Origin of the sequence: Mesorhizobium sp. WSM4313, assembly GCF_002294725.1 — a bacterium.
Classification (GTDB): domain Bacteria; phylum Pseudomonadota; class Alphaproteobacteria; order Rhizobiales; family Rhizobiaceae; genus Mesorhizobium.
In genome coordinates this window covers 143,264-169,523 of sequence record NZ_NSFT01000001.1, presented here as the reverse complement: position 1 = coordinate 169,523, position 26,260 = coordinate 143,264, and the positions used below count along the sequence as shown (strand labels likewise).

Here is a 26,260-nt window from a genome sequence, read left to right as displayed (position 1 = left end):
ACGTTAAAACGTCCGGTTGCAGAGCATTGTCCTACCGGTTTTTCGCCATCGTCGTTAAGTGTCGGCTACCGGAAACGATAAAAGGCCGGACATCGGTCCGGCCTTTGCCAATCCTGCGGCGCCACTCTCTGTGGCGAGAGTTACTTGATGCGGGCCGCGCCGCCCGAGATTTCGACCGTTTCCGAGCCGGTCAGGGCTTCGAGGTCACCATTGGGCAGAGTGACGAAGCAGCCGCTCGAGCAGAACTCCACCGTCTCGCCGGCGGCAAGCGTCAGCTCGCTCTTGGCGCCGCCTTCGGTCACGACCAGGGTCCGCGTCTGAGCGTCCCTGTTGATCGCGCTGGCGGCGAAAGCCGAACCGCCCAGGGCCAGCAAAGCGATGGCGGCAACGACAGACTTCCACATTGCAATTCCGGTGTTTCGCACACCGCCTCTGTTCAAATTTGCAAGGCATTCTCGCCCTTTGCATCGAAGCTTATATGAGATGTTACCTGAACCGCAACTGAATGCCGCATTCATGCCACAATCGGTTTCGGCGCCGGATGAACGCAGCGTGTGGCCATTTGCAGGCCGGCCTCACCTGAATATCAACGCACCTCAGCCGGGGTCCGGCTTGCGGCCCTTGCGCTTCATCTTGGCCAGCCGTTCCCGCTCGGCCGCGGCTTCCGCCTCCAGCCTCTCGCGCTCCGCGAATTCGGCTTCGATCTTGTCGTCGTCGATCGGCCAGGCTTCGTGCTTCTTGCTCTCGACCACGGCGCGCGGCGTCGAGGGTATCTCGATCTGCTCCTGCTCGAAGATATCGAAGATGGCGAAGCGGATATCGTTCTGGACGACGCTGCCATTCATGATGTCGGCGACGAACACGCGGATCTCGAATTCGAGCGCGGCCGCCCCGAAATTCGCGAACAGAACGAATGGCTCCGGATTCTTCAGCACCATCGGATGGGCGCGCGCAATATCCATCAGGACGGCATGGACGCGTTTGACGTCGCTGCCATAGGCAACGCCGACCTTGATGTCGATGCGCCCGAGCTTGTTGCGATGCGTCCAGTTGCCGACCGCATTGTTGATGAGGTTCGAGTTGGGCAGGATCACCGCCTGCCGCTGGAAGGTCTCTATCTCGGTGGCACGCACGCTGATCTTCCGCACCGTGCCGCTGACGTCGCCCGCCACGATCCAGTCGCCGACCTTGAACGGCCGCTCGGCAAGCAGGATCAGGCCCGAAACGAAATTCGAGACGACGTTCTGCAGGCCGAAGCCGATACCCAGCGAAAGCGCGCCGGCAACCAGCGCCAGATTGGAAAGATCGATGCCCGCCGCCGAGATGCCGACCAGGCCGGCGACCGCCACGCCGGCATAGCCGACGCCGAGCCGGATCGAGTTGCGCACGCCGGCATCGACCTTGCCGCGCGCCATCACCGATCCGTCCAGCCAGCCCTGGAACCAGCGCGTCAGGAAATAGCCGATGACGAATACGACGATGCCGCTGAGGATGCCGAGAAAGGAGATGGTCACCGAACCGATCGTGACGCCGGTTGCCAGCTTGTAGGCCCAGGCCTCGATATCGCCGGGCTGAAAGCCCCACATCAACAGGATCAGCGGCAGGAACACCACCACGATCATGAGGTTGATGGCGATGCTGACCACCAGGCCGAGCTGGTCGAGGGCGGTATCCTCGTAGCTGGAGTTTTCCGAAAGCCATCGCCCGACCGAAGTGTCGGCGAAGCCGCCCTCCTCTCCGATCGCGCGTGCCGACAGGAAGCCGATATAGGCCGTCACCAGCACCGTGCCGGTCACCACGACCTGGAACGAGACGAAAAGCGCCAGGCCGATATAGCCAAGCAGCGCCGCCGCGATGGTGAACAGCCCGAGCCCGATGGCGATGAAACGAAGCCAGGCCGGCCAGGGGCGCCATGAGCCGTCGGCCGCCCTGAACGGCCGCAGCAACCCCATCAGCACAAGGATGACGCCGACGATGATGCTGGCGACAACGCCCCTCGCGATCGTCAGCGAAAGTGGCGAACCCATCTTCTCGTTGACGACCGAGAGGAAGTAATTGAACCCGAGTACCAGCGCCATGGCGGTCGTCAGTCCGACGAGCCAGCGCGCGGAACCGGTCGCGACCGGGATCAGGCGCCAATTGGGCAGGCGCGGCTCTAGCGCAGCGTTGGTCAGCCGGTTGACGCAGAACACCATGGCGATCACCGTCAGCAAGGCATTGAGGAACGTGCCGATATCGCCGCGCAGCACATTGTAATAGTTGAAGAAGAACACGGCCGAGGCGAAGAAGACGCCGAGCGCCAGGGTCGGCAGCAGCGTCGACCAGAACGCCACCGACAGCCGGCTGAGATAGGAAGGATCCTCCACGGTCGGGTCGGCCTCGAATATCCGGCCGAACAGGCGCCGGCCGCCGATCAAAAGCACCGCCGCCAGCGCCAGCGCCATAAGCGTCGCCGCGAGGATCGCCTGGAACTTGAACCGGACCGCGAAGCTCGCCCACGACGACACCGCCTTGTAAAGGCCCGTGAACTGGTCATGCGCGTCGGAAAAGGCCTGCGGGCTCAGTGCGTCCGTCAAGTCGTAGTGCTTGGTGATGACGCTGCGGAAAAGCTCGCTGCGCATGACGGCGATCTTGTCGACCAAGCCGTTGACGCGAATCGACAGGTTTTGCGCGCTGGCGACGACTGCGTTGATCTGAGCTTTTTCCGTGGCGAGCGCGCTGCGTTCGTTGCTCACGATCACCGGCTCCGGGGGTTGCCCCTGCGCCGGCGGCTGGCCGAGAACCTCCGCGCGATTGTTGATGTCGGTGAGGCGCTGCCGGAATGCCAGGGCGCTGTTCAGCGCCGCCCGCGAGATATCCTCGAGCTGCAACCGGATGTCGACGAGCCCCGCATCGTCCTGGTCAGGATCGCCCAGTTTCTTTTCCAGGCCGTCGGTCCTTGCCGTCAGGTCCTGGATGGCCTTGGTCTGGTCGGCGATGAGTTGTGACGAGCCATGGCCGATCGCCTGCGCCGACGCGTCCAGCGCCGGCTGCGCGAAGGCAGCGACGATGACAACCAGAACCAGGCGCAGCAGGCGGAAGAACATGATTTTGTTGGCGACTCGCGGCCGAAAAATTCTCGAAATTTCCGCCCTTGATAAAGACCGGCATATCGGGCGGCAAGCCGTCCCGATCGTGCCGGCGATAGTCGGCCTGTCGAAAAGCGATGGCGCAATCTTGGCTTTGCGCTTCCCGCCTGCTCTATAGTCTGCCGCCTCGCATCATAAGGACGATAGGAAGAATGGCGGAATATTCAGCCTTCTCGCTGCTCAAGAACGCGCTGACCGGCAACAAGGATTGGAAGCCCGCCTGGCGTAAGCCGGACCCCAAGGCTTCCTATGACGTGATCGTCATCGGCGGCGGCGGCCATGGTCTTTCGACCGCCTATTATCTCGCCAAGGAACACGGCATCACCAACGTCGCGGTGCTGGAAAAGGGCTGGCTCGGCTCCGGCAATGTCGGCCGCAACACCACGGCGGTGCGCTCCAACTATCTCCTGCCGCAGAACACCCGCTTCTACGAACATTCGATGAAGCTGTGGGAGAATCTCTCGCACGACCTCAACTACAACGTTATGTTCTCGCAGCGCGGCTGCCTGAACCTCGCGCACACGCCAGCCCAGCTCGATGACTATGCCAGGCGCGGCAATGCCATGCGCCATCTCGGCGTCGACGCCGAACTGATGAGCGTCGACCGTATCAAGCGGCTTGTCCCGGCGCTGGATGTCTCAGGGTCGGCGCGCTTTCCCGTCCTTGGCGGGCTGATGCAGCCGCGCGCCGGCACGGCCCGGCACGACGCGGTCGCCTGGGGCTATGCGCGCGGCGCCGACCGGCGCGGCGTCGATATTATCGAGAATTGCGAGGTCACCGGCTTCCTGCGCGACGGCGACCGCATCACTGGCGTTTCGACGACGCGCGGCGAAATCCGCGCCAAGAAGGTCGCGCTTGCGGTTGCCGGCAGCACCGGCCGCGTCATGCAGCTTGCCGGCATCTCGCACATGCCGATCGAAAGCCATGTGCTGCAGGCCTTCGTCTCGGAATCGCTGAAGCCTGTCGTCGACACCGTTCTCACCTTCGGCATGGGCCATTTCTACATCTCGCAATCCGACAAGGGCGGCCTGGTCTTTGGCGGCGACCTCGACGGCTACAACAGCTACGCCCAGCGCGGCAGCCTGCCAATCGTCGACGAGGTGATGAGCGAGATGGTGGCGCTGTTTCCCGGCCTGGCGCGCGTGCGCATGCTGCGCTCCTGGGGCGGGCTGTGCGACATGACGATGGACGGCTCGCCGATCATCGCCGCCGGTCCGCTGCCGGGCATGTATCTCAATTGCGGCTGGTGCTATGGCGGCTTCAAGGCGACGCCGGCCTCCGGCTGGTGCTTTGCCTACACCATTGCCAAGGACGAGCCGCACGAGTTCAACGCGCCCTTCACGCTCGACCGTTTCTACCGCGGCCTGGTCATCGACGACAAAGGCCAGGGCGCGACGCCCAGATTGCACTAGGGTTTGGATTGAAAAATGCTAATCACCTGTCCCTATTGCGGCCCGCGCGACGTTATCGAATTCACCTACCAGGGCGACGGCAACCGCGAGCGGCCGCAGCCCGCCTCGCAGGACCTCGACGCCTGGAACGCCTATGTCTACGACCGGCTGAATCCGGCCGGTGACCACAACGAGATCTGGCAGCATTCCGGCGGTTGCCGCGCGCATCTCAGGGTCGTGCGCAACACAATCACGCACGAAATCCTCAGCACCGCATTCGCCCGTGGCGGCCACAAGACGGAGAGCCGCTCGTGAGCCCGCGCCGCACCGAGACCGGCGGCCGGATCGACCGGCTGCGCACCATCCGCTTCACCTTCGACGGCGCGCCTTACACCGGGCATGCCGGCGACACGCTGGCCTCGGCGCTGCTCGCCAATGGCGTGACGCTGTTCGGCCGCTCCTTCAAATATCACCGCCCGCGCGGCCTGCTCGCCGCCGGCGTCGAGGAGCCGAACGCGCTGGTGACAGTGCTGCGCGGCGAGGTGCGCGAGCCCAACATCGCGGCCACCATGGTCGAGATCTATGACGGGCTCGTCGCCGTCAGCCAGAACCGTACCCCCGCGCTCGCCTGGGATATCGGCGCTCTCAACCAGCTCGGCGGCAAGCTCCTGTCGGCCGGCTTCTACTACAAGACCTTCATGGGGCCGGTGATCGGCCCGCTGAAGGGCACGCGCTTCTGGATGTTCTGCGAGCATTTCATCCGTCGCGCCGCCGGCCTTGGCAAGGCTGGCACCGCTCCCGATCCGTCTCGCTACGAGCGCATGAACGCCTTTTGCGACGTGCTGGTCGTCGGCTCCGGTCCGGCCGGCCTGATGGCGGCGAAAGCCGCCGCCGACCAGGGCGCCCGCGTCATCCTCGCCGATCTCGAAGCCCATTTTGGCGGCTCCGCCAACTGGTCGGGCGAAACCATCGACGGCATGCCTGCCGCCGAATGGGCCCAGCGCACGGTCGCGCAGCTCGGAGGCAACGACAATGTGCGGCTTTTGCCGCGCACGACGGTGTGGGGCTATTACGACGGCAACACGCTGGCCGCCCTCGAACGGGTGACCGATCATAAGGAGGCGCCAGCCAAGGGCGAGCCGCGCCAGCGCTACTGGGCGATCCGCGCCGGCACGGTGGTGCTCGCCACCGGTTCCTTCGAGCGGCCGCTGGTGTTTCCGGGCAATGACCGTCCCGGCGTCATGCTGGCGCATGCGGCGGAACGTTACGTCAATGAATATGGCGTGCTGCCGGGACAGCGCATCGCGCTCTTCACCAACAATGACAGCGCCTACCGCTCGGCCGTTGCGTTAAAGAAGGCCGGCGCGACCATTGTTGCCATCGTCGATGTCCGCGCCGACGTCTCGAACGACATGCGCCGGCTCGCCGGCGAGGCCGAGGCCGAGCTGCTGGACGGCCACGCCGTGGTTGCGACCGAGGGCGGCAAGGCCCTCACCGGTCTCAAGGTGCAGCGCTTCGACGCCATAAGCGGTGCGCTCAGCGGCGATGCCCGCAGCATCCATGCCGACAGCCTTTTGATGTCGGGCGGCTGGTCGCCGACCATTCATCTCGCCAGCCAGGCGGGCGCCAAGGCTGAATGGGACCCGGCCAGGCAGGCGTTCCTGCCGCCCAAGCCGACGCAGCGCTGGATCGGCGCAGGCGCCTTCACCGGCAGCTTCTCCACCGCCGAAGCCATCGCCGAGGGCCGCGCGGCCGGCGTTTCGGCCGCCGGCGGAACGGCGGCGCCCGCAGCCCTGCCGATCGTCGAAGCCGCCCCCGGCGATCCAGATCCAGCGCCGGTCTTCGAGATCAAGGCCAAGGGCAAGAGCTTCGTCGACTTCCAGCACGATGTCACCGCCGAGGACGTGCGGCTGGCGCATCGCGAAGGCTTCGTATCGGTCGAGCACCTGAAGCGCTACACCACGCTCGGCATGGCGACCGACCAGGGCAAGAACTCCAATGTGCCTGGCCTTGCGATCATGGCCGAGGCGCTCGGCAAGCCGATCCCCGAAGTCGGCACGACGCGCTTTCGCCCGCCTTACACGGCGGTTTCGATCGGCTCCCTTGCTGCCGAGCGTTTCGGCGACCTCAAGCCCGAGCGGCTGACGCCGATGCATGACTGGCACATCGCCAATGGCGCGACCATGTATTCGGCCGGCCTATGGTACCGGCCGATGATCTACGGCCTTCCCGGCGAGACGGTCGAGCAGGCCTATGTCCGCGAGGCCAGGGCGACGCGCGAAAGCGCCGGCATCGTCGATGTCTCGACGCTGGGCAAGATCGCCGTGCAGGGGCCGGACGCGGCCGAGTTCCTCGACCGCGTCTACACCAACATGTTCTCCACTTTGGCCGTCGGCAAGGCACGCTACGGCTTGATGCTGCGCGAGGACGGGCTTGCCTTCGACGACGGCACCACTTGGCGGCTTGGCGAGCAGGAATTCCTGATGACCACCACCACGGCCAATGCCGGCAAGGTGATGCAGCATCTGGAATATTTCCTCGACGTCATCTGGCCGGAGCTGAAGGTCACCGTGACCTCCGTCACCGACGAATGGGCGGGTGCGGCGATCGGCGGACCGAACGCGCGCGCCATCCTTGCGGCTTGCGTAAAAGATACCGCTGTCGACAACGCTACGCTGCCCTTCATGGGTATCGTCCATGGCCGCATCGCCGGCGTGCCGGTGATGATCTGCCGGCTGTCCTTCTCCGGCGAAATGGCATTCGAGGTCTATTCCGGGGCCGGCTACGGCACCCATGTCTGGGAAGCCTTGATCGAGGCCGGCCAGCCTTTCGGCCTGGTCACCTACGGGCTAGAGGCGCTGGGCACGATGCGCATCGAGAAAGGCCATGTCACCGGCGCCGAAATCGACGGCCGCACCACCGCGCGCGACCTCCATCTCGACTGGATGCTGTCGAAGAAGAAGCCCTTCATCGGCTCGGCCATGATGGACCGCGAAGGCCTGATCGCCCCCGACCGGCTCGAGCTGGTCGGCCTGATCGCCCTCGACAACCGGCCGCTCAACGGCGGCGGCCATATCGTCGAGGAACTGGACGAGGACAATCCGCACGACTCGCTCGGCCACATCACCGCCTGCTGCTATTCGCCGGCGCTGGGCAAATACATTGCGCTTGCGCTGGTCAAGGGCGGCAAGGCGCGCCATGGAACGCGCGCCTTCGTCTCAGATCCGTTGCGCAACCGGTTTGGGCCGGTCGAGATCGTCTCCAACCATTTCTACGATCCGGACGGGAGCCGCATGCATGGCTGAGCAGCCTTTGCCCGAACGCCAATCGCCGCTCGAGCCGGATTATCATCCAGGTTCGCACGGCAATTTCGAACATGGCGTCGATGTCATTCTGTCCGAGATGCGACCGGGCACGATCCTGCAGCTCGCCGCCTGGCCGGGTGAAGAGAAGCAGCTGATCGAAATTATCGGCAAGGTCACCGGTCTCGCTCTGCCCGATGGCGCCGGCGGGGGTGTGAGCAGCGGTGCGCGTGCCGGCTTCGGCTTCGCGCCGGGAAAATTCACCGTGGTGGACGAGGCCGAAGGCCTGGCTGCGGCTTTCGCCGGCGCCATCACGCCGGCCATCGGCACGCTGACAGACCTTTCGCATGGCCGCACCGCGATCCGCATCGCCGGTCCGAAGGCTGAATGGGTGATGGCGAAGTTCTTCGCTATCGACTTCGCCTTGCCGGCCTTCCCGCTCGGCGCCGGACGTTCGACCAACCATCACGACATCTTCGCCCAGATCCAGCGCAGCGGCCCAGACCAGTTCGACATCTACGTCTTCCGCTCCTTCGCGCGCTCCTTCTGGAAGGCCTTGTGCCACGCCTCGGAGGAAGTCGGTTACGAAGTGCAATAGCCCGCTCGGGCGTTGCTGGCTTTAGCATTGGTCCAGGCGGCGTCTGGCATTATCGACGGCTACAACTGCTGCTTGAGCGCTGGGCCAGCACGCGCGATAGGTAAGGAATCACGGGCGTTTGCCAGGGCAAACGTCCGCACCGGCAACCAGTTCGACCATACCCTTCCATGACTGTTGAGACTTCGGCGACGGCCACGACCCGCTTTGCTCCGGCGGAGGGTCCGTCGATGCTGTTGCCGGCAACCGTCGCTTGCGGCGTGTTCATGACCAGTCTCGACCAGAACGTCGTGGTCACCGCGCTGCCCGGCATCGGCGAGAGCCTCGACCGGCCGCCAAGCCAGCTTGGCCTTTTGATCACCGTCTATGTCGCCAGCCTCATCGTCACCATGCCGCTCGGCGGCTGGCTGGCCGACCGTTTTGGGCTGCGCAATGTCTATTGCTTCGCGCTGCTCGTCTTCGCCGGCGCCTCGGCCTTGTGCGGCCTTTCGGAAAACATCTGGATGCTGGTCGGCTCGCGCGCCCTGCAAGGCTGCGGCGGCGCGCTGATGGGCACGCTTGGTCAGGTCGTGATCCTGTCGAGCTTCCCGCGCGACCGCACGCTGAAGATCAACATGTACATTTCGCTCGCCGGCCAATCCGGGCCGCTGGTCGGGCCGCTCGTCGGTGGCGCGCTCACCACTTACGTCTCCTGGCGCTGGATCTTCTACATCAACATCCCGATCGCGCTGACCGCGGCGCTGCTGGCCGCCTCCCTGTTTCCGACGACGACCAAGCCGGTGCGCACGCCGTTCGATTTGCCAGGCTTCCTGCTCGTCGGCTGCGGCATGACGCTGCTGGTCTTCGGCATGGATTCGGTCGCTGCGAAAGATGTGGCCGCAAGCAGCATGGCGCTTGAGCTCGGCCTGGCGATCGTCATCCTGACGGTTGCCGCCTTCTACTGCCTGCGCGCGCGCAATCCGCTGCTCGACCTCAATCTCTTGCGCATCCGCACCTTCCGCATCTCCTTCCTGACGGGCGGCGGCCTCGACACCATCGGGCTGAGCTCGGTGGTCTTCCTCTTGCCGCTGATGTTCCAGCTCGGCTTCGGCATGAGCGCCGTGCAGGCGGGATCGCTGACCTTCGTGGCCGCGATCGGGTCGTTGATCATGCGCTTCTTTATGCCGCGCCTTTTGAACCGTTTCGGCTTCAAGCGCGTGCTGGTCACCAATACGCCGATCGTCGCTTTGCTGGTCGCGGGCTTCGCCTTGATGCAGGAGAGCCTGCCGGCATGGATCGTGCTTGCCTATATTTTCGTCTTCGGCGTCTTCCGCTCGGTGCAATGGGCCTCGACCGGCAATCTCTCCTATTCGGACATCGCGCCGGAGCAGCTCGCGCGCTTCAGCGCGCTCTATTACATCCTGTGGCAGCTGGCGGTGGCGATCAGCGTCGGCCTCGCGGCCGCGCTGCTGGCGCTGCTTGCCGGCGGCGGCAAGGCCGGCATCAACGACTACCGCATCCTGTTCGTCATAGAAGGATTGATCACCCTTTGCGCGCTGTCGGCCTATCTGAGGCTGACGCCGCAGGATGGCGCCCGTGTCAGCGGCCATGGCGCGCATATGAGCACCGACTGACGCCTCAGCCGACGCTACTTCGCGAACGTCACCCAGTCCTCGAGCGGCGCGCGGTCGGTGCGAAACTCGTTCTCCGGCTTGGATGTGTCCTCATAGCCCAACGCCATGCCGCAGACGACGATCTCTTCGTCGGGAATATCGAGCACCGGCCTGATCTGACGGTGATAGGGCGCAAAGGCCGCCTGCGGGCAGGTATGCAGTCCCCTGCCTCGCGCCGCGACCATGATGTTCTGCAGGAACATGCCGTAGTCGATCCACGACCCTTGGTTCAGCCTCCGGTCGATCGTGAAGATCATGCCGACCGGAGCGTCGAAGAAAATGAAATTGCGGTCGTGTTGGGCGCGCATCCTGTCGACCTCGCGGCGGCCGATGCCCAGCACGCCATAGAGCCCGAAGCCGTTGGCGCGGCGGCGGGTGAGATATGGTTCGAAGAACTGGTCGGGATAGTAGCGGTACTCGTCCCACTCCGCCTTTTCGGCACGGATGCCGGAATTGAGGATGGCATCGCTGATGCGCTGCTTGACCTCGCCCTTGGTCACATAGACGCGCCAGGGCTGCATGTTGGTGCCCGACGGCGCGCGCGCGGCGACCGCCAGGATCGCGCGGATCGTGTCGTCATCGACCATATCGGGCAGAAACGCGCGCACCGACCGGCGCGACAGGATCGCATCGTCGACGATCGCCGCGTCCATGGCGATTCGGCTATTCTTCTCCAGCATGGGCCGTCCCTTCGCGCATGGCCGGAACTGCAACCGGTTCCATGGCGACCATCCGCAGACACTAAACTGTATTGGTCCCCGACCGGACGTCCCCACTCGCCGTTCGTGATCGTGGCTTTGCCTCAACCTCAAAAATCGCGCAAGTAAATCTTGCGGGGTATGAAAATCCCCTTGATTTTTTCATGACTTTACCGCTTCATGAAATTTACATAGATTTTTTCACGAGATACGCTTGAGCTCGACTACTGCCAGATCGGAGCAGGACAATGGCGACCGGCTGCTGGCCGGCGACATCCGTGCGCTTCGCAAGGCGCGCGGCCTCACACTGGCCGAGATCGCCCTCAAGCTCGGTCGGTCGGTCGGCTGGGTCAGCCAGGTCGAGCGCGGCCTCTCGGTTCCCTCGCTGGGTGACTTGCGGGCATTCGCCAGCCTCTTCGATGTTCCGATCAGCCTGTTCTTCAGCCATGACGCGCCTGTCGAGCAGGAACGCGGCGTGGTCGTGCGCGCCGGCAGCCGCCGTTCGCTTGGCACAAGCGAATCCGGCCTGGTGGAGGAGCTTCTGTCGCCCGATCTCGGCGGTAGCTTCGAGATGCTGCGCTCGGTGTTCGCGCCGGGCGCGGAGCTGGAAACAGAAACGCGCCGCCCGACGGAAGAAGCGGGCTATGTCGCGTCGGGCACATTCGAGATCGAGATCGACGGCGTCTGGCATCGTCTCGGCGAAGGCGACTCGTTCCGCTTCGAGGGCAAGCCGTTCCGCTGGCGCAATCCCGGCGCCGAGCCGGCAGTGGTCATCTGGGTGGTTTCGCCACCGGTATACTGACAATGCATGTCAACCAAAAGTGCGAAGCGGTTTTGGGATAACGACATGCATCAAAAACAAAAATCGAAGCGCGAAGCGCTGAGACTCTGGAGGAAGAAATGGCCGGTTTGCCGACCACGGCACGCGTGGTGATCATCGGAGGCGGCGTCGTCGGCACCTCCTCGCTCTATCACCTCTGCAAGGCGGGCTGGACCGATTGCGTGCTTCTGGAAAAAAACGAGCTGACCTCAGGCTCGACCTGGCATGCCGCCGGCAACGTGCCGACCTTCTCCTCGTCCTGGTCGCTGATGAACATGCAGCGCTACTCGACCGAGCTTTACCGGGGTCTGGCCGAAGCGGTCGATTATCCGATGAACTACCATGTAACCGGCTCGCTCCGGCTCGCCCATACCAAGGAGCGCATGCAGGAATTCCAGCGCGCCAAGGGCATGGGCCGCTACCAGGGAATGGATATCGACGTCGTCGGCCTCGACGAGATCAAGCGCCGCTATCCCTTCATCGAGACGCATGAGTTGAAGGGCGCGCTCTATGATCCGAGCGACGGCGACATCGACCCGGCTCAGCTGACCCAGGCGCTGGCCAAAGGCGCGCGTGACATGGGCGCCAAGATCATCCGCTTCTGCCCGGTCACCGGCGTGCGCCGCGAGAACGGCGAATGGGTGATCGCCACCCCGCAAGGCGAGATCCGCTGCGAGATCGTCATCAATGCGGCCGGCTACCGCGCCGCCGAAGTCGGCAAGATGTTTGGGCGCGACGTGCCGATGATGGTGATGAGTCATCAGTACATATTGTTCGAGGAAATCCCCGAGCTTGCCGCGTGGACGAAGGAACAGGGCCACAAGCTGCCGCTGCTGCGCGACGTCGACACGTCCTATTACTTGCGCCAGGAAAAGAGCGGCATGAATCTCGGCCCCTATGAGCGCAATTGCCGCGCGCATTGGGCGACCCACAACGATCCGATGCCGGAGGATTTCTCCTTCCAGCTCTTCCCCGACGATCTCGACCGCCTCGAGCATTACCTGGCCGACGCCGTCGCCCGCGTGCCGATCCTCGGCACCGCCGGCCTCTCCAAGGTGATCAACGGCCCGATTCCTTACGCGCCGGACGGCAATCCGCTGATCGGGCCGATGCCCGGCGTGCCGAACGCCTTCGAGGCCTGCGTCTTCACCTTCGGCATCGCGCAAGGCGGCGGCGCCGGCAAGGTGCTGGCCGAATGGGTCACCGAAGGCCAGACCGAATGGGATATGTGGTCCTGCGATCCGCGCCGTTTCACCAGCTTCGCCTCGGCGCCCGACTATTGCGTCGCCAAGGGCATGGAAATCTACGGCAACGAATACGCCATCCAGTTCCCGCGCCATGCCTGGCCGGAGGGGCGCGACCGCAAGCTGTCGCCGCTGCATGATCGCATCAAGGCGCTGGGCGGCCAGTTCGACGCCTATAATGGCTGGGAGCGCGCGACTTGGTACGCACAACCCGGCGATGATACTTCCGAAGAGTCTACCCTCACCTTCCGCCGCGACGGCCCGTGGCAGCAGCGCGTGCGCGAGGAATGCCTTGCCGTGCGCGACGCCGCCGGTATCCTCGACCTGCCCGGCTTCTCGCGTTTCAACCTCGAAGGTCCGGGCGCGGCCGATTGGCTGGCCTTGCAGGTCACCGGCCTTGTGCCGAAACCCGGTCGCATCGGCCTCGTCTATTTCGCCGACGACAAGGGCCGCATCGTCACCGAAATGTCGGTGGTGCGCCATGGCGAGGATCAGATGACGCTGATCACTGCCGCGGTGGCGCAGTGGCACGATTTCGAATGGCTGCAGTCGCGCATGCCCGCCGATGCGGCCTTCACGCTGACCGACCGTACGGAGGAATTTTCGACGCAGATTCTGACCGGCCCGAATTCGCGAAAAATCCTGGCCGAAGTCTGCGACGCCGACCTGACGCTGCCCTGGCTGACGCATCAGGAAACAACCATTGCCGGGCGCTGGGCGAAGCTGGTGCGCGTCTCCTTCGCCGGCGAGCTCGGCTGGGAGATCCACACCAAGGTCGCAGACACGGCGACCGTCTTCGACGCCGTCTGGGCCGCCGGCCGGAAGCACGGGCTGAAACCCTTCGGCATGTATGCGCTGGATTCGCTGCGGCTGGAAAAAGGCTACCGCACCTGGAAGGGCGACCTCTCGACCGACTATTCGATCCTGCAGGGCGGCCTGGAGCGCTTCGTCAAATGGGACAAGCCAGACTTCCGCGGCAAGGCGGCTCTCCTCAACGAGAAGCAGCAGGGCGTGAAGAAGCGCTTCGTCACTTTGGTTGTCGAGAACCCCGGCGACTGCGACGCACCCTATATGTCGACGCTCTGGCATGAGGGCACGATCGTCGGCGAGACGACGTCGGGCGGCTGGGGCCACCGCGTCGGCAAGTCGATCGTGCTCGGCATGCTGCGCACGGATCTCACGGAGCCGGGCACGGCGGTCGAGGTCGAGATTTTTGGCGATCGCTTCAAGGCCATCGTCCAGAACGACGAGCCGCTGTGGGATCCGAAGAATGAGAGGTTGAGAGCCTGATGCCGAAGCCATCAAAACGCATTACCGGTATCGTGCCTTCCGGCAAGGACGGCTGGGAGGTCCATTTCGCCGCCTGGAATCGCAAGCAGGCCGGCGAAGACATCATTGTGCTCTCGGTCGGCGACCATGATTTCGACACGCCGTCGGAAACCATCGAAGCCTGCGTGAGCGCCGTGCGCGGCAGCAACCATCACTACACGCCGCTGCCCGGCCTGCCGCGCCTGCGCAAGGCGATGGCCGCCGCCGCGACCGTTTGCGCCGGCATCCTCACGGAACCCGACGAGGTCATCGCCACGCCTGGCGGCCAGGCAGCGCTTTACGCCGCCGTGCAGGGCGTGCTCGACCCAGGCGACCACGCCATTGTAGTCGCGCCTTACTACGCCACCTACCCCAACACCTTCAGCGCCGCGGGCGCCAGCTTCACGGTGGTCGAGACACCGGCCGAAGATGGATTTCAACCTCGCGCAGACATGATCCGCGCCGCGCTCAAGCCCAACACCCGCGCCATCCTGATCAACACGCCGAACAACCCGACCGGTGCCGTCTATTCGCGCGAACGGCTCGAACGGCTGGCCGAAATCTGCAAGGAGCACGATCTCTGGCTGCTGTCGGACGAGGTCTACTGGACGCTCGGCGGCGGCGAGCACATCTCGCCGCGCTCGCTGCCCGGTATGGCCGAGCGCACCCTGGTCATCAACTCCATGTCGAAGAGCCACGGCATGACCGGCTGGCGCATGGGCTGGCTGACCGGGCCGAAAGCGATGATCGCGCTGATGACCGACCTCAATCTGGTCACGACCTACGGCCTGCCAGCCTTCATCTCCATCGCTTGCGCCGAGGCGCTTGAAAACCACTATGGCGTGAAGGATATCGCCGAGCGTTACGCCGCGCGGCGCGCGATCTTCCTCGATGCCATACGCGGAGCCAACGAAGTCACCGTGCGCGGCTCCGAAGGCGGCATGTACATCATGCTCGATGTCTCCGCGGTCGAACCCGACGACGAGAAATTCGCCTGGGCGCTGCTCGACGAGGAAAAGGTCGGCGTGATGCCCGGATCGAGCTTCGGCGAAGCCGCCGCCGGCCACATCCGCATCAGCCTCTGCCAGCCCGAATCCATCCTCAAGGAAGCAGCGCTTCGCGTTCGCCGCTTCGCTTCCAACTATCGCCGCGAGGCCGCATGACCAAGACCATCCCGGCCAAAGCCCGCGCGGTAATCATCGGCGGCGGCGTCTCCGGCTGCTCGGTCGCCTATCATCTGGCTAAGCTCGGCTGGACCGACATCGTGCTCTTGGAGCGCAAGCAGCTCACCTCAGGCACCACCTGGCATGCGGCCGGGCTGATCGGCCAGTTGCGCGGCTCCCAGAACATGACGCGGCTGGCGAAATATTCGGCCGATCTCTACGTCAAGCTCGAGGCTGAGACCGATGTCGGCACCGGCATGCGCCAGGTCGGCTCGATCACTGTCGCGCTGACCGAGGAGCGCAAGCACGAGATCTATAGGCAGGCTTCACTCGCCCGCGCCTTCGATGTCGACGTGCGCGAGATTTCGCCGCCCGAGGTCAAGGAGATGTACCCGCATCTCAACGTCTCGGATGTGGTTGGCGCCGTGCATTTGCCGCTCGACGGCCAGTGCGATCCCGCCAACATCGCCATGGCGCTGGCCAAGGGCGCGCGCCAGCGCGGTGCGACGATCATCGAGAATATGAAGGTCACCAAGGTCCATACCAAGAACGGTCGAGTCTGCGGCGTCTCCTGGGCGCAGGGCCAGGAGCAAGGCACGATCGAGACCGACATCGTCGTCAACTGCGCCGGCATGTGGGCGCGCGAGTTGGGTCGGCAGAACGGCGTTACCATCCCGCTGCATGCCTGCGAGCATTTCTATCTCGTCACCGAGCCGATCCCCGGCCTCTCCCGCCTGCCGGTGCTGCGCGTGCCGGACGAGTGCGCCTACTACAAGGAGGACGCCGGCAAGATGATGCTCGGCGCCTTCGAGCCGGTGGCGAAGCCCTGGGGCATGGACGGCATCCGCGAGGATTTCTGCTTCGACCAGTTGCCCGAGGACATGGACCATTTCGAGCCCATCCTCGAAATGGGCGTTAACCGCATGCCGATGCTGGGCACCGCCGGCATCCATACCTTCTTCAACGGCCCGGAGAGTTTCACGCCGGACGACCGCTATTATCTCGGCGAGGCGCCGGAGCTTTCCGGCTACTGGATGGCGACGGGCTATAACTCGATCGGCATCGTCTCCTCCGGCGGCGCCGGCATGGCGCTGGCGCAATGGATCAATGACGGCGAGGCGCCCTTCGACCTGTGGGAGGTCGATATCCGCCGCGCCCAGCCTTTCCAGAAGAACCGCCGCTACCTCAAGGAGCGCGTCTCCGAAACGCTCGGCCTGCTCTATGCCGACCATTTCCCCTATCGCCAGATGGCGACCTCGCGCGGCGTGCGCCGCTCGCCCTTGCACGAGCACCTGAAGGCGCGCGGCGCCGTCTTCGGCGAGGTGGCGGGCTGGGAGCGCGCCAACTGGTTCGCGCGCGAAGGCCAGGAGCGCGAATACCGCTATTCCTGGAAGCGGCAGAACTGGTTCGACAACCAGCGCGAGGAACATCTCGCGGTGCGCAACGGCGTCGGCCTGTTCGACATGACTTCCTTCGGCAAGATCCGCGTCGAGGGTCGCGATGCCTGCGCCTTCCTGCAGCGGCTCTGCGCCAACGACATGGACGTGGCGCCGGGCAAGATCGTCTACACGCAGATGCTCAACCAGCGCGGCGGCATCGAGAGCGACCTCACCGTGACGCGGCTTTCGGATACGGCCTATTTCCTGGTCGTGCCGGGTGCCACGCTGCAGCGCGACTTCGCCTGGCTGAGAAAGCATGTCGCCGACGAGTTCGTCGTCATCACCGACGTCACCGCCGCCGAAGCCGTGATCTGCGTCATGGGTCCGGAGGCGCGAAAACTGATCCAGAAGGTCAGCCCGAACGATTTTTCCAACGAGACTAATCCGTTCGGCACTTTCCAGGAGATCGAGATCGGGATGGGTCTCGCCCGCGCCCACCGGGTCACCTATGTCGGCGAGCTTGGCTGGGAATTCTATGTCTCGACCGAGCAGGCCGCCCATGTCTTTGAGGAGATCACCGAAGCCGGCGCCGATGTCGGCCTGAAACTCTGCGGCCTGCATACGCTGGATTCCTGCCGCATTGAAAAGGCCTTCCGCCATTTCGGCCACGACATCACCGACGAGGACAATGTGCTGGAGGCGGGCCTCGGCTTTGCGGTGAAGACGAGCAAAGCCGGTTTCATCGGCCGCGAGGCGGTGCTCAGGAAGAAGGAAGCCGGCCTGTCACGCCGGCTGGTGCAGTTTCGCCTGAAGGACGCGCAGCCCCTGCTCTTCCACAACGAGGCCATCCTGCGCGACGGCAAGATCGTCGGCCCGATCACATCAGGCAATTACGGCCACCATCTCGGCGGCGCGATCGGGCTTGGCTATGTGCCTTGCCAAGGCGAGAGCGAGGCGGATGTGCTGGGCTCATCCTATGAGGTGGAGATCGCCGGCGAGCGTTTCACGGCGGAAGCCTCGCTGAAGCCGATGTATGATCCGAAGGCGGAACGGGTGAGGATGTAGCTTTCCTCTCGCGGCTTCGGGCAGGATTGCCCGCAGGCGTGACCAAGAGTCGCTATTACTTGTCCGGCATGGTTGACGGCTAACGCCGCCGGCGTGTAACGAAGCTTCACAGGCCGTGCTTCGCCCAAACAGCACGGACTTCCTCGTCGGTTGCAAATTCACCACGCGCAGCCTGCGCTCGGGACATTGCGAGCGAGGCTTTTTCCTCTCGGCTCAGTTGGTGAATAGGTTCGTCCCCCACTTCACCCGCGAGGCGCAAGAGGACACGTGCGTACTCGTCCTGCAATTCAGGAGGCAAGGTGCGAACACGTTGGACTGCATGCTCGAAAAGCTTGGTCATGCCCTTATTATGCACTTCATTTCCGCATAAAAAAAGGCGTTCGCCACAATCCCGCAGGATAGCTGAAGGCCCCCTAAAACCGCTCAAGCGTCCTGCGGACTTTGACCAGAAACCCCGCCCTGCTCTTCGGTGTCGAGGCATCCATCAAATAGTGCGCCAGGAAAAACGTCTTGCAGCGCGTGGCGCATAGCGCCCGCATGCCGCGTAAAATCGTCTTGCGTCCCGGCTGGCCGACGACCACGCTCCACCAGGTCGGCGCGCCGCAGGTGGTGATGACGCCGACCTTGGTGACGTGCCGCATCAGCGACGTGATCCGCCCCTTGCCGGCTGGTAGCTTGAAGGCGATGTCGGTCGCCCACACGCGGTCGAACCAGCCCTTCAGCATCGCCGGCAACCCGTACCACCAGGTCGGATAGATGAAGAGGATCGCCTGCGCCCATTGCAGATGTTCGAAATGCGGCGTCAGCGCAGGATCTTCCGGCGCGCGATCATTGTAGAAGCGCCGCTCCTCGCAACTCATCACAGGGTCGAAATTCTCGGCATAGAGGTCGAGCAGCCGCACGTCCCAGCCACGTCCTTTCAGCACCTCCACCGCCAGGTCGCGGATCGCCGCGCAATAGCTTTCCGGCACCGGATGGCAATAGACCACCAGCACGCGCATCAGAAGGCGTCCATCGTCGCCGCGACCTTCGCCATGAAGACTTTGCGCGTCTCCTCGGTGGAGAGGTTCATCGAATAATGCGCGAGATAGGAGACAGGAGCGCCTGGCTTGATGGTCGCCCGCAGCATGCGCTTGACGATCTTGCGCGGCGGATCGCCCATCAGCATGGCGCGAAAGCGGCTGCCGCCATAGGTGGTGATGGCCGCGAGCTTGCGGATGTTGTGCAATGTCGGCTGCACTTTGCCGTCGACCAGCTTGAACGACACGCCGGGCAGGAAGACGCGGTCGAAAAAACCTTTCAGGATCGCCGGATAGCCATAGTTCCAGACCGGAAACGACAGCACCAGCGCTTCGGCATTCTTCAGCCTTTCGACATAGCCGGCGACCGCGTCGTCCGGCCCGCGCGGCTCGTGGTAGCCGAGCCGCTCGGCGCGTGTCAGCCTTGGATCGAAATCCTCGGCATAGAGGTCGCAGTCGTCGACCGCATGCCCCGACGCGGCGAGCCGCTCGACGATCGTCTCGTGCAGGCCGGCGTTGAAGCTGGTCTCCACCGGATGAGCGTAGAGCACGAGGATTTTCATCACCCCGCCTTCTGCAATCCCTTGAACAGAAACGTGCGGCCGGAGCGATAATCATAGTCCGGGTTTTCCCAGGCGATCATCTTGCCGGGATTGAGCAGCCCTTGCGGATCGGTCTGGCGCTTGAAGGCAAGCTGGAACTCGTCGGTCTGCTTCATGCCGCCCTCTTCCAGCGTGTAGCGGTGCGGGTTGAAGATCGGGCAGCCATTCTCCTCATGCAGGCGGATGATTTCGTTGAGCCGCGCCTCGGTGGTGAACTTGACCAGCGGCAGGCCGAAGCAGGTGATGTTGCCGTCGAGCCGCACGAATTCCAGATGCGAGAACACCTCGCCCGTGAACATCGCGTCCATCTTCTCGACCAGCGCCAGCTGGTTGGGGAACGGATAGAGCGACTGCAGATAGGTGATCGACGGGTCGACGCGCAGTGCGCGCAGGGTCGTGTGGTTCCAGGCAAGCTCATAGGCCGGCGGCAGGCCCTTCTTGTCCTCGTCCGTCGCGGTCGCCGCATTGAAGATGACCTCGCCGCCGGCGCGCCGGGTGAAGGCCAGGAAGGCGTCGAGCCCATGCTTCGCGACCATGACGACGCAAATGCTTTGCCCCTCGCGCAGGAATTTCTGGTGCCGCTTGAAATAGAGCTGCGGCACGGGTGCGGCGATCGGCGTGATCAGCTTGGTCAGGATGCCGTCCTGGCAGGCAAGCGCGTTGCCGTAGCGGGCTGCACCCATGAATTTGTCGAAGCCGACGATAACGTCGATCCAATCATAGGCGGCGGTCAGCGGCATCTCGACCTCGGTGATAATGCCGTTGGTGCCATAGGCATGCGTCACCTTGTGCAGGTCCTCGCCGGTGAGCTCGAGCGCCTTGGGCTCGGCCTCCATGGTGACGACGCGCAGCCGCAGCACATTGCCGAAATCGCGCAAGCCGCCGAAATTGATCGAGCCGACGCCGCCCGAACCGCCAGCGATGAAGCCGCCGATCGAGGCGGTGTTGTAGGTCGAGGGCGAGAGCCTCAGCTCCTGTCCGGAATGCGCCCGCGTCGCCTTGTCGATGTCGGCCAGCACCGCGCCCGGCCCGGTCACCACCCGCCCCGGCGCGATCGTCTTGATCTCGTTCATCTCGGCGAGGTTCAGCACCACGCCGCCCGACAGCGGCATCGCCTGCCCATAATTGCCGGTGCCGCTGCCGCGCGGCGTCACCGGAACGCCGTGCCTGTGGCATGCGGCAAGCGCGCGGATGACTTCATCTTCGTTCTTCGGCGTGACGATCAGGTCGCCTTTGATGTGATCGAGTTGCGCCTTCAGCACCGGGCTGTACCAGTAGAAGTCGCGGCTCTTCTGCTGGACGATGGCCGGATGGTCGTCGAGCTTGATCCCGTCGAGATCGCGCTTCAGCGCTGCGATATCCATCATCACACCATCAGTTCGTCGAGTTCGGCATAGTCGGGCAATTGGCGTTCGATCGCCCTGCCGTCGCGCACCACGATGCGATCCGATTCGGGCCGCGACAGCAATTCGGTCCAGCTGCGCCCCCTGAAGACGATGAAATCGGCTGAGCCGCCGACGGCAAGCGTACCGGCGCCGTCGAGCCGCATCACCTCGGCCGGCGTTGCCGCCACCGCCTTCGGCCAGTCGCCTACCGGATGGTCGAAATGCAGGATGCGCGTCGCCATGCGGTAGACTTCGAGCATATCGAGATCGCCATAGGCGTAGAACGGATCGCGCGTATTGTCGGAGGCCACCGCAACCTTGATGCCGCGCGCCTTCATCTCGTGCAGCAGCGTCACGCCGCGCCAGCGCGGGGTGGTGCCGTTGCTGCGGCGGTCCTGCAGATAGAGATTGCACATCGGCAGCGACACCACGGCAAGCCGCGCCTTCGCCACCTTGTCCAGCGTATCGAGCACCTCCAGGTCCGGCTGGCGCGACAGCGAGCAGCAATGGCCGACCAGGATGTTGCCCTCGAAACCGTTCCACAGCGACGCCTCGGCGATCTTCTTCAACGAGATGGCCGCGATATCGTCGGTCTCGTCGGCATGGAAATCGAGATCGAGCCCATGCTCGATCGCCTGGGCGAACACCTGGTCGAGCAGTTCCTCGAGGTCGGGCACCATATAGGTGACGACGCCGAGCACGCCCTTGGCCGCGGCGACGCGCTTCGCCAGTCGCTCGAACCAGGCCTTGTCACGCACGCCTTCAATGCCGAGCAGGCAAGCCGCCTGCAGGTCGATGCGCCCGCGCCATCTCTCTCGCATCGTTTCGAACACCGGCCAGGAGATCTCCTCCTGCGGCGGCACGCTGTCGAGATGCGTGCGCATGGCCTTGGTGCCATGCGCGTAGGCCGAGCGCAGCGAGAAATCCATGCGGCGCGCGACATCCTCGGCGCTCCAGCGCGCGGCGCGGTCGGCGCCGGTGGCATTGAGCGCGCCCATGAAGGTGCCGTCCGGATTGGGTTTCCGCGGCCAGATATGGCCCTTGTCGATGTGGGTGTGGCAATCGACGAAACACGGCAGCACGATACGGCCGGCAAGGTCGATCGCGTCGGACTGCGCCTTCGATTCGGCATGGGCGACGATGCTCGCGATCTTGCCGTCGGCGACGGCCAGTTCAGCCAGCGCGAAACCGTCCACGTCGAACGGTTCTATAAGGCCGGGCGTCAGCGACCGGTGAACACGGGCATTGGCAAGCCGGTAGGAACCAGAGGTAGGGATCAAGATCTGGTCCTCTTCGCGATTTTCCCGGCTACCACCTTAGCGCTCCTGCTTCAGCGCGCTCTCGTGCCAGCGGCGCAGGATGAGATGCGACACCAGCGACAGCACCAGGAAGATCAGGATGCCGGTGAGCGAGATCAGGATCAGCGCCGCGAACAGGCGCGGCGCATTGAGCCGGTAGCCGGCCTCGATGATGCGGGACGCGAGCCCGGACGACTGCCCCTGCGCGCCGGCGACGAATTCCGCCACCACGGCGCCGATCAGCGACAGGCCGCCGGCGATCTTCAGCCCGCCGAGAAAATAAGGCATCGCCGCCGGCAGGCGCAGATATCGCAATTGCTGCCAGCGCGTCGCGCCGTTGAGCTTGAACAGGTCCCGCAGATTGCGGTCGACCGAGTTCAGGCCGAGAGTCGTGTTCGACAGGATCGGGAAGAAGGCGACGATCCAGGCGCAGAGCAGCAGTTTGATGGTCTGGTTGTCCACATAGATGTTGATCAAGGGGAAGATGGCGACGATCGGCGTCACCTGCAGCACGATGGCGAAGGGGAAGAACGACATCTCCACCCATTTCGACTGCGCGAACAGCACCGCCAGCCCGACGCCGCCGATGACGGCGAGAGCCAAGCTGAGGAAGGTGATCCTGAGCGTCACCAAGAGCGAGGAGAAGAGCAGGCCGGCGTCGCTGTGCAGCGTCTGCAGCACCACGCCCGGCCGCGGCAGGATATATTGCGGGATCGCGTTCCAGACGCAGATGCGGTCCCACAGCACGATCGCCAGCGTCATGATCGCCAGCGGCAGCACCCATTTGCCGATGCGCTCCAGCCGCTCCTGGCGGGCGCGGCGCGCCTCTTCGGGATCGAGCGTCAGGACATTGTTTTCAATGGCCGTCATGATGCGATCCGGCGGTTGAGTTGATGGCGTCGACCAGCACGCCCGAGGCCTGCCGGCAAAGCGCGGCATAGCCCGGCGAGGTGCGGAACGCCTCGTCACGCGGATAGGGCGCGTTGATGGGGAGTTCGCCATGGACGCGGCCCGGCCGCGCGGCCATGACGACGACGCGGCTGGACAGGAACACGCTCTCGAACACGCTGTGGGTGACAAAGATGACGGTGAAGCGCTCGTCCTGCCAAAGTTCCAGAAGGTCGTTGTTGAGCTTGAAGCGGGTGATCTCGTCGAGCGCCGCGAAAGGCTCGTCCATCAGAAGGATGCGCGGCTTGGTCACCATGGCCCGCGCGATCGAGACGCGCATCTTCATGCCGCCGGAAAGCTCGCGCGGCACAGCGTTCTCGAAGCCGGTGAGATGGACGCGCGACAGCACCTCCATCACGGCGGGTTCCGCCTTGGCGCGCGACACCCCCTTCAGCCTCAGCGGCAACCAGACATTGTCGAAGACGCTGGCCCAGGGCAGCAGCGTCGGCTCCTGGAAGACGAAGCCGATGTTCGAGCGGTCGATCGAGCCGCGCCAGTCAAGCTGGCCGGAGGTCGGCGTCGAGAGACCCGCGATCAACCTGAGCGCGGTCGACTTGCCGCAGCCCGAGGGGCCGAGCAGGCTCAGGAAATCGCCTTCGCGGATCGCCAGGTCGACCTTGCTCAGCGCCGTCACGCCGTTGGAAAAGACCTTGCCGACATTGCGCAATGCCAGCAGCATCGGGGCCTCCCCGGATGCCGCCGGCGTCCCAGCCACTTTTTCCTGGATCATCTCAGGCCGGCCGCCTTACTTCTTCAGCTCCAGCCCGACACCCTTGTTGATGAAGGCCAGCGTGTAAGCCTTCTTGATGTCAAGGCCCGGCTGCGCGACCTTGGCCTTGACCATCTTGTCGTAAAAACTCTGGATGCGGGCTTCGGTCATCGCGCCGATGCCGAGCTTTTCCGAATCGCCCGAATCGACAACGCCGAACTTCTTCATCTGCTCGATCGAGAAGGCGATCTGCTCATCCGTCATGTCCGGATTGTCCTTCTTGATCATCTCGTTGGCGGCCTTGTTGTCGCCATAGAGGTATTTGTACCAGCCCTTGGCCGAGCCATCGACGAAGCATTGGACCACCTCCGGCCGCTTGTCGATCGTATCCTGCATCACCTCGATGGTGGTCGCATACGTATCCCAGCCATAGTCGGCGAGCAGGAACTGGTTCGGCGTGAAGCCGCCCTGCTTCTGCACGGCAAACGGCTCGGACGTCACATAGCCCTGCTGGATCGACTTCTTGTTGGCGATGAAGGGCGCCGGATTGAATGTGTAGGGCACGCGCTTGGCGGCATCGAAACCGAGATCGGTGACCATCCACTGGAAGAAGGTCTGCGCGCCTTCGTCGCCCATGATGTACTGGTCGGCGTTCTTGAGGTCCTCCCACTTGTCCAGCCCCTCTCCCGGATGGGACATGATGACTTGCGGATCCTTCTGGAAGTCGGACGCAACGACACGCATCGGAATGCCCTGCTGCACGGCGTCGAAGGCCGAGAGCAGGTTGCCGCCCATATAGAAATCGATCTTGCCGGCTAGCAGCATCGGCCGGCCGCTGACCTGCGGGCCGCCCTGCATGATGGTGACATCAAGGCCGCAGGCGGCATAGGTGCCGTCGGCGATCGCCTGGTAGTAGCCGCCATGCTCCGGCTCGGCCAGCCAGTTGGTGCCGAACGTCACCTTCTCGTTTGCGGCCGCGCCCAGCGTGCCCGCAGCCAGCAGGGCGACGGCGCCCGCCAGGATCTTTCCTTGTCCGATCATAAACTCACCCTCTCTTGGCTCCGGCGCGCAACGCGCTGGGCTCGACACCATTGATTCAAGAAGCAAGACACATGCCACCGCCAGGGCCGCCTGCTCGTGCGGCAGTCGTTGCCGAGACCGGACGGGTCATGCCGTACGCGAGGCATCGTGCCTATTTTTTGGACGCCTGTCCATAATCGCTCCTGGCGGCGTCCACGGCATCTTGAATGTTTCATGAATCCGCCACTAGGCTGTCGGCCGACAGGAGAATGCCATGCTCAAATACCTCGCCCCCAAGTCGATCAAGCCGCCTTTCGCCCGCTACAGCCACGGCGTCGAAATACCGGCCGGAAAGCGTCTGGTGCTGTGCTCGGGTCAATTGGGCATCGGCCCAGACGACGCCGTGCCGGAGGATGCCGGCGCGCAGACGGAGCTCTGCTTCAAGAACATCGCCGCGATTCTGAGCGAGGCCGGGCTGACCTTGAACGACATCGTGCGCATCAACGCCTTCGTCATCGGCCGCGAGCACCTGCAGGCCTATATGGATGTCCGCAACCGGCTCTTTTCCGATCCGGCGCCGGCCTCCACGCTGATGATCGTCTCCGGCTTCGCCCGCCCGGAATTCAAGGTCGAGGTCGAAGCTCTGGCAGCGGGCTAGCTGTTTCCGGGGATAGGCTCTAGACCTTCAGGCCGGACAGCAGACCAATCGGGAGACGAAAAGTGACGACAAGACGCGTGTGGTGGGGCGATTACCGGACGACCGAATACGCCTCGATCGACGCCGAAGCGACCATCGCCGTGCTGCCGGTGGCGGCGATCGAGCAGCATGGGCCTCACCTTCCGGTCTCGACCGACACCTCGATCATGGCGGGCATGCTGGAGACGGTGATCGCGCGCCTGCCCGACGATCTCGACATCCGCATCCTGCCGGTGCAGGCTGTCGGCAAGTCGAACGAGCATCTGCATGCGCCGGGAACGCTCACCTTGCCCGCCGCCACCTTGGTCGACGCCTGGACCGAACTTGGCCTGTCGGTCGCCCGCGCCGGGGTGAGGAAGCTGATCATCGTCAATTCGCATGGCGGTAATGAAGAGATCATGGGCATCATTTCGCGCGAATTACGCGTGCGCGCCAAAATGCTGTCGGTGAAGACGAGCTGGCAGCGTTTCGGCCGCCCGGCCGGAATGTACACCGAGCTCGAGGACCGTCACGGCATCCATGGCGGCGATGTCGAGACCTCGCTGATGCTGCACTTCCGGCCCGACCTCGTCGACATGAGCAAGGCGGAGAATTTCGTCTCCAATGTCGGGCGCGCCGAAAAGGAATTCGCCCTGCTGCGCCACACCGGCACGCATGCCTTCGCCTGGGTTGCCAGCGACCTCAATCCGAACGGCGTGGTCGGCGACGCCTCCATCGCCACGGCTGAGAAGGGCCGGCTGACGGCGGAAATGCAGGCCGACGGTTTTATCAACCTGGTCCGGGATGTGCGCAAGGCGAAGCTTGCCGAGTGGCTGTCGTAGCGGCTGGTCGGCTTTG

The 26,260-nt window shown here is 64.2% G+C and carries 22 protein-coding genes; 11 read left to right on the top strand and 11 right to left on the bottom strand.

Annotated elements, in window-relative coordinates:
- Nucleotides 1-140 precede the first annotated feature (140 nt).
- Both CK219_RS00885 and CK219_RS00880 read right to left on the bottom strand, forming a co-directional pair.
- On the bottom strand, nt 141-404 hold the full coding sequence (locus tag CK219_RS00885) for a hypothetical protein (protein ID WP_095764911.1): 264 nt from the start codon (nt 402-404) through the stop codon (nt 141-143).
- A gap of 192 nt (nt 405-596) precedes the next feature.
- Nucleotides 597-3,086 (bottom strand): mechanosensitive ion channel family protein, encoded by a 2,490-nt coding sequence (locus CK219_RS00880; protein ID WP_095764910.1) that lies wholly within the window; start codon nt 3,084-3,086, stop codon nt 597-599.
- Between the two features lie 194 nt (nt 3,087-3,280).
- Here CK219_RS00880 and CK219_RS00875 point away from each other — a divergent pair, with 194 nt between their 5' ends.
- The 5 genes from CK219_RS00875 (at nt 3,281) to CK219_RS00855 (ending at nt 10,029) form a co-directional block, all read left to right on the top strand.
- The gene (locus tag CK219_RS00875; RefSeq protein WP_095764909.1) at nt 3,281-4,540 is read left to right on the top strand and encodes a sarcosine oxidase subunit beta; all 1,260 of its coding nucleotides are present in this window, start codon (nt 3,281-3,283) and stop codon (nt 4,538-4,540) included.
- A 15-nt stretch (nt 4,541-4,555) separates the two neighbouring features.
- Nucleotides 4,556-4,834, top strand: coding sequence for a sarcosine oxidase subunit delta (locus tag CK219_RS00870; RefSeq protein ID WP_095764908.1), 279 nt, complete (start codon nt 4,556-4,558; stop codon nt 4,832-4,834).
- A complete protein-coding gene (locus CK219_RS00865; protein WP_095764907.1) occupies nt 4,831-7,824 on the top strand; it encodes a sarcosine oxidase subunit alpha in 2,994 nt (997 codons plus the stop codon). The genes CK219_RS00870 and CK219_RS00865 overlap by 4 nt, the downstream gene beginning before the upstream one ends.
- A gap of 7 nt (nt 7,825-7,831) precedes the next feature.
- Entirely contained in the window at nt 7,832-8,419 is a 588-nt protein-coding gene (locus CK219_RS00860) for a sarcosine oxidase subunit gamma (protein WP_095765544.1), read from the top strand.
- Nucleotides 8,420-8,646: 227 nt separating this feature from the next.
- A complete protein-coding gene (locus tag CK219_RS00855) occupies nt 8,647-10,029 on the top strand; it encodes an MFS transporter (RefSeq protein ID WP_245340357.1) in 1,383 nt (460 codons plus the stop codon).
- Nucleotides 10,030-10,043: 14 nt separating this feature from the next.
- Here CK219_RS00855 and CK219_RS00850 read toward each other — a convergent pair whose 3' ends face one another.
- Nucleotides 10,044-10,748: a nitroreductase gene (locus CK219_RS00850; protein WP_095764905.1), complete on the bottom strand. Its 705-nt coding sequence runs from the start codon at nt 10,746-10,748 to the stop codon at nt 10,044-10,046.
- A gap of 232 nt (nt 10,749-10,980) precedes the next feature.
- On the opposite strand from CK219_RS00850, the gene CK219_RS00845 reads away from it, so the two are divergent.
- The 4 genes from CK219_RS00845 to CK219_RS00830 all read left to right on the top strand — a co-directional run bounded on the left by CK219_RS00845 (nt 10,981) and on the right by CK219_RS00830 (nt 17,745).
- Entirely contained in the window at nt 10,981-11,568 is a 588-nt protein-coding gene (locus CK219_RS00845; protein WP_224600936.1) for an XRE family transcriptional regulator, read from the top strand.
- Nucleotides 11,569-11,666: 98 nt separating this feature from the next.
- On the top strand, nt 11,667-14,120 hold the full coding sequence (locus CK219_RS00840; RefSeq protein ID WP_095764904.1) for an FAD-dependent oxidoreductase: 2,454 nt from the start codon (nt 11,667-11,669) through the stop codon (nt 14,118-14,120).
- Nucleotides 14,120-15,301, top strand: a complete 1,182-nt coding sequence (locus tag CK219_RS00835) for a pyridoxal phosphate-dependent aminotransferase (RefSeq protein ID WP_095764903.1) — start codon at nt 14,120-14,122, stop codon at nt 15,299-15,301. The genes CK219_RS00840 and CK219_RS00835 overlap by 1 nt, the downstream gene beginning before the upstream one ends.
- Nucleotides 15,298-17,745 carry an FAD-dependent oxidoreductase gene (locus tag CK219_RS00830; protein WP_095764902.1) on the top strand — a complete coding sequence of 816 codons (2,448 nt, stop codon included), beginning with the start codon at nt 15,298-15,300 and terminating at the stop codon, nt 17,743-17,745. The genes CK219_RS00835 and CK219_RS00830 overlap by 4 nt, the downstream gene beginning before the upstream one ends.
- Nucleotides 17,746-17,851: 106 nt before the next feature.
- On the opposite strand, the gene CK219_RS00825 is transcribed toward CK219_RS00830, so the two are convergent.
- From CK219_RS00825 to CK219_RS00790, 8 genes are all read right to left on the bottom strand, one after another.
- Nucleotides 17,852-18,085 (bottom strand): hypothetical protein, encoded by a 234-nt coding sequence (locus CK219_RS00825; RefSeq protein ID WP_095764901.1) that lies wholly within the window; start codon nt 18,083-18,085, stop codon nt 17,852-17,854.
- Nucleotides 18,086-18,158: 73 nt separating this feature from the next.
- Complete coding sequence (locus tag CK219_RS00820; protein ID WP_095764900.1) at nt 18,159-18,746, bottom strand: NAD(P)H-dependent oxidoreductase; 588 nt, start codon at nt 18,744-18,746, stop codon at nt 18,159-18,161.
- The gene (locus CK219_RS00815; RefSeq protein WP_176476898.1) at nt 18,746-19,327 is read right to left on the bottom strand and encodes an NAD(P)H-dependent oxidoreductase; all 582 of its coding nucleotides are present in this window, start codon (nt 19,325-19,327) and stop codon (nt 18,746-18,748) included. The genes CK219_RS00820 and CK219_RS00815 overlap by 1 nt, the downstream gene beginning before the upstream one ends.
- The gene (locus CK219_RS00810; RefSeq protein ID WP_095765542.1) at nt 19,327-20,730 is read right to left on the bottom strand and encodes an FAD-binding oxidoreductase; all 1,404 of its coding nucleotides are present in this window, start codon (nt 20,728-20,730) and stop codon (nt 19,327-19,329) included. Before CK219_RS00810 ends, CK219_RS00815 begins: the two co-directional genes overlap by 1 nt.
- A gap of 2 nt (nt 20,731-20,732) precedes the next feature.
- Nucleotides 20,733-22,031 (bottom strand): cytosine deaminase, encoded by a 1,299-nt coding sequence (locus CK219_RS00805; RefSeq protein ID WP_095764898.1) that lies wholly within the window; start codon nt 22,029-22,031, stop codon nt 20,733-20,735.
- A gap of 36 nt (nt 22,032-22,067) precedes the next feature.
- The gene (locus CK219_RS00800; RefSeq protein WP_095764897.1) at nt 22,068-22,919 is read right to left on the bottom strand and encodes an ABC transporter permease; all 852 of its coding nucleotides are present in this window, start codon (nt 22,917-22,919) and stop codon (nt 22,068-22,070) included.
- Entirely contained in the window at nt 22,906-23,727 is an 822-nt protein-coding gene (locus CK219_RS00795; protein WP_095764896.1) for an ABC transporter ATP-binding protein, read from the bottom strand. Before CK219_RS00795 ends, CK219_RS00800 begins: the two co-directional genes overlap by 14 nt.
- Before the next feature lie 15 nt (nt 23,728-23,742).
- Nucleotides 23,743-24,747, bottom strand: coding sequence for an ABC transporter substrate-binding protein (locus CK219_RS00790; RefSeq protein ID WP_095764895.1), 1,005 nt, complete (start codon nt 24,745-24,747; stop codon nt 23,743-23,745).
- A 253-nt stretch (nt 24,748-25,000) separates the two neighbouring features.
- Between CK219_RS00790 and CK219_RS00785 the strand changes: the two genes are divergently transcribed.
- Both CK219_RS00785 and CK219_RS00780 read left to right on the top strand, forming a co-directional pair.
- Nucleotides 25,001-25,384 carry a RidA family protein gene (locus CK219_RS00785; RefSeq protein ID WP_095764894.1) on the top strand — a complete coding sequence of 128 codons (384 nt, stop codon included), beginning with the start codon at nt 25,001-25,003 and terminating at the stop codon, nt 25,382-25,384.
- Nucleotides 25,385-25,446: 62 nt separating this feature from the next.
- On the top strand, nt 25,447-26,244 hold the full coding sequence (locus tag CK219_RS00780) for a creatininase family protein (RefSeq protein WP_095764893.1): 798 nt from the start codon (nt 25,447-25,449) through the stop codon (nt 26,242-26,244).
- Nucleotides 26,245-26,260 lie beyond the last annotated feature (16 nt).